Below are 4,330 nucleotides of genomic sequence, written 5' to 3'. Positions count from 1 at the left end.
GAAATGGACCGTATGCGCAAACTGATTTCAGGCTATATGGTCGCTTCAGTACAAACTTCAGCGCATGTACAATCGTTTATAGAAGTTGATGTTACAAACATTGTAAAGTGGAGAGACCGAGTTAAAAATGCTTTTGAACAACGCGAAGGAGAAAAGCTAACGTTCACTCCAATCTTTATGGAAGCTGTTGCGAAAGCGTTAAAAGATTTCCCTGAATTGAATATATCAGTCGATGGTGATTTTATTATTAAACGTAAAAACATCAATTTGGGTATGGCAGCAGCTTTACCAAATGGAAACTTAATAGTTCCTGTAATTAAAAACGCAGATCAACTGAACTTAGTCGGAATGGCAAAAGCCGTAAACGATTTAGGAAATCGTGCCAAAGCCGGAAAACTAAAACCGGACGATACACAAGGTGGAACCTATACTGTTACCAATGTTGGAACTTTCGGTTCTGTATTCGGCACACCAATTATTAACCAGCCTCAAGTGGGAATATTAGCGCTTGGTGCCATACGAAAAGTGCCGGCAGTTATCGAAACTCCGGAAGGTGATTTTATCGGAATTAGACAAAAAATGTTCTTGTCGCATTCTTATGATCATAGAGTAGTAGATGGTGCATTAGGCGGAAGCTTTGTAAAACGAGTAGCCGATTATCTAGAAGCATTTGATGTGAATAGAGAGTATTAATCGTAACTAATTATAGTACAATCCCGATGTTACAATCGGGATTTTTTTTTGTAAAAAAAACACAGTAATCGACCAATAGTAACTTCAATATTTTATATTTGTAAACTAACTTTTTAAGATGGAATTAAAACTTACACGGCCTATTTGTTTTTTTGATTTGGAAACCACAGGTATAGATGTTGCCAAAGACAGAATTGTGGAAATATCAATATTTAAAGTGTTTCCCAACGGAAATAAGGAAAGCAAAACATGGCTGGTGAACCCAACTATTCCCATTCCTGCATTTGCTACTGCCGTGCATGGCATTACGAATGAAAAAGTAGCTAACGAACCAACATTTAAAGAACTGGCTTCCCAAATACACTCTATGATTAAAGATTCAGATTTGGCCGGATTTAATTCAGACAGATTTGATATTCCGCTTTTGGCTGAAGAATTATTGCGCTCTGAAGTCGATTTTGATATGAAAAATAGAGTTTCGGTTGATGTGCAAACTATTTTCCACAAAAAAGAAGAAAGGACTTTGAGTGCTGCTTATAAATTTTATTGCAATCAAAGTCTCGAAAATGCTCATAGTGCTGAAGCAGATACCATGGCAACCTACGAAATTCTGAAAGCTCAATTGGATAGATATGCAGATTTAGAAAATGATGTGAGAACATTGGCTGATTATACAACCAGAAAAAAAACAGTTGATTTTGCCGGTTTCATTGCATTGAATAATGATGGGCAAGAAATTTTTACTTTCGGCAAACATAAGGGAGCTTTGGTTGATGAGGTTTTAGATAAAGAACCGGGTTATTTTGGTTGGATACAAAATGCGGAATTTCCATTATATACGAAGAAAGTTTTAACCGGAATTAAATTGAGAAAATTAAACACTAAATAGACACAATTTTCAATCACAGTTTTCAATAATATCTTTAAACTGCGACTGATAACTCTAAGAATATGAAAATCATCTGCATCGGAAGAAATTATGTCAATCATATTGCCGAACTCAATAATGAGCGTCCGGACGAGCCGGTGATTTTTATGAAACCCGACACTGCTATTTTACCAAAGAAAACCCCTTTTACCATCCCGGAGTTTAGTAATGATGTGCATCATGAAGTTGAGATTTTGGTAAAAATAGCTAAAGTAGGGAAGTACATAGACACTAAATTTGCTCATAAATACTATGATGAAATAGGCTTAGGAATTGATTTTACGGCAAGAGATATTCAAAATAAATTGAAAGAGAAAGGTTTGCCGTGGGAAAAAGCAAAAGCTTTTGATGGTTCAGCGATTATTGGTGACTTTCATCCGAAAAATAGCTTTAATTCAATAGAAAATATTACTTTTGAATTGAAAAATAACGGGAAAACTGTTCAAACCGGAAACACAAGTCATATGTTGTGGAAAATTGATGAAATAATTTCATACATTTCGCAGTTCTTTACACTTAAAAAAGGAGATATAATTTTTACCGGCACACCAGAAGGAGTTGCGAAAGTTCTACCAAACGATATCCTTGAAGGATTTATAGAAAACAAAAAAGTATTAAGATTACACATTAAATAATGGCAATAAACTACAACCTCGCAAAAGTTTACGCTCTTTCAGATAATGACCCTGAATTCGTAATGCAAATCATTACATTGTTTGTTACAGAAGTTCCTGAAGACTTAAAACAAATTGATTTAGGTATCAAAACAAAAGACCATAAATTAGCGTATAGCTATGCTCACAAAATCAAACCAAGCCTTGATTTATTAGGTATGACTGTCGCTTTTGAAGAAATTCTGCAAGTAGAAGCCTGGACAAAAGCAGAAGGAAAGCGCAAAGAAATTGATGAGACTTTTGCAAGCATTCAAAGTCAAATAGAAAAAGCAGTAAAAGAAATCAAAAAAGATTTCGAATTGTAAAATTTGAAGCGATTGCTTCGGGAGTTATCAGTAATGGCAATTAGCTATGATGAATTTTCGATTTTCCTCCGTCCACATTACAAGACTGCCTGTCGGCAGGGTAGTTGTTCTAATAAGGGCTAAAAGGTTGCCATGTTCTTCTCTTAAACAAAACTTTTAAACTCAGTAAATCATCAACTTAGCTACTAAAAAATGAAAGCAACCATAGTTACCATTGGCGATGAAATTCTAATCGGTCAAATTGTTGATACCAATTCGGGATATATTGCCAAAGCATTGGATAAGATTGGTGTTCAAACCACTGAAATGCTTTCCATTTCCGATGATAAAAATCACATTTTAGATACCTTTGCTTCCTTGCAAGATAAAGTAGATTTGGTTATCATTACAGGAGGTTTAGGGCCAACAAAAGACGACATAACAAAGAAAACCTTTTGCGATTATTTTGAGGATGTTTTTGTTAGGAATCAAGAAGTTGAAGACCATATTGTAGCATTGTTTACTAAGCTAAATTTTATACCCACACAAATTAATAAAGACCAAGCACTTTTGCCTTCAAAAGCAAAAGTTCTAAAAAATAATTACGGTACAGCAGCCGGAATGTGGATGGAAAAAGGTAAAACAGTATTTGTCTCAATGCCCGGTGTTCCCTATGAAATGAAAGGAATTGTAAATGAAGAACTGATTCCTAAAATAATATCCGAATACAAAAGGCCTTACATAATTCACAAAACAATTCTAACATACGGACAGGGAGAAAGCATTGTTGCAGAACGTATAGAAAACTGGGAAAATAATTTACCGGAATATATAAAACTAGCCTATTTACCTAGTCCAGGTAGAGTTCGATTGAGACTAACTGCTCGTGGTGAAAACGAAGAAGTACTCCAAAAAGCAATTCAAGAGAATATACAATCATTAACCACAATCATCGGAGATATCATAGTCGGTTTTGATGAAGATGAAACCATCGAAGTCATTATTGGAAGATTACTTAGTCAACAAGGCAAAACAATAGCAACTGCAGAAAGTTGTACAGGCGGAAAAATTGCTCAAATACTAACATCAGTTGCCGGTGCTTCAAATTATTTTAGAGGAAGTGTGGTAAGTTATGCCACTGACTCTAAAATTTCAGTATTAGGCGTTAGTGCTCAAACAATAGAAAAGTATTCAGTGGTAAGCGCAGCAGTTGTTTCGGAAATGGCATTGGGAATTCAAAAATTAATGAAAGCAGATTATGCAATTGCTACTACTGGAAATGCAGGACCATCAAAAGGTGACGCTGATGCTGAAGTTGGTACTGTTTTTATTGCATTAGCAACACCTAAAGCCGTTTTTACTTCAGCATTTAATTTTGGTCAACCACGTGAAAAAGTGATAGATAGAACAACAAATAAAGCATTGGAAATACTGCAGAAAGAAATTTTAAAAAATCCTTTTAATTAAAACTTAGTTGTTAATAAATTTGTTCAATAAAAGTATTCTTTTCTTTCTAAAAAAATCAAATTAAAAAAAAGCAAAAAATCTGTAATAATATTTTTGTTACAATGATTTATTTTACTTAAGTTTGCACCCTCGAATTGAATAACGAAAAAAGATAAGCATAATGTCAAGAGTTTGTGACCTTACAGGAAAAAGAGCGATGGTAGGAAATAATGTTTCTCACGCTATGAATAAAACTAAGAGAAAATTTTCTGTTAACTTAGTTAAAAAACGTTTCTATCTTGCTG

At 34.4% G+C, this 4,330-nt stretch carries 6 protein-coding genes; all 6 read left to right on the top strand.

The genetic code is table 11. The features are described from left to right. A partial coding sequence (locus tag ACOYLP_RS11030) for a 2-oxo acid dehydrogenase subunit E2 (RefSeq protein ID WP_422856222.1) occupies positions 1-693 on the top strand: 693 nt, incomplete at its 5' end. 118 nt (positions 694-811) lie between these two features. Beyond that, on the top strand, positions 812-1,582 hold the full coding sequence (locus ACOYLP_RS11025) for an exonuclease domain-containing protein (protein WP_422856221.1): 771 nt from the start codon (positions 812-814) through the stop codon (positions 1,580-1,582). A 62-nt stretch (positions 1,583-1,644) separates the two neighbouring features. Further along, the gene (locus ACOYLP_RS11020) at positions 1,645-2,256 is read left to right on the top strand and encodes a fumarylacetoacetate hydrolase family protein (RefSeq protein WP_422856220.1); all 612 of its coding nucleotides are present in this window, start codon (positions 1,645-1,647) and stop codon (positions 2,254-2,256) included. After that, positions 2,256-2,600, top strand: a complete 345-nt coding sequence (locus ACOYLP_RS11015) for an Hpt domain-containing protein (RefSeq protein ID WP_422856219.1) — start codon at positions 2,256-2,258, stop codon at positions 2,598-2,600. Before ACOYLP_RS11020 ends, ACOYLP_RS11015 begins: the two co-directional genes overlap by 1 nt. Before the next feature lie 192 nt (positions 2,601-2,792). After that, positions 2,793-4,046, top strand: coding sequence for a CinA family nicotinamide mononucleotide deamidase-related protein (locus tag ACOYLP_RS11010; protein WP_422856218.1), 1,254 nt, complete (start codon positions 2,793-2,795; stop codon positions 4,044-4,046). 160 nt (positions 4,047-4,206) lie between these two features. Next, the coding region (gene rpmB / locus ACOYLP_RS11005; RefSeq protein WP_422856223.1) for a 50S ribosomal protein L28 at positions 4,207-4,330 on the top strand (124 nt) is incomplete at its 3' end.

It is taken from the genome of Flavobacterium sp. (assembly GCF_049318325.1).
GTDB lineage: Bacteria > Bacteroidota > Bacteroidia > Flavobacteriales > Flavobacteriaceae > Flavobacterium.
This window is presented reverse-complemented; position numbering and strand designations above follow the sequence as displayed.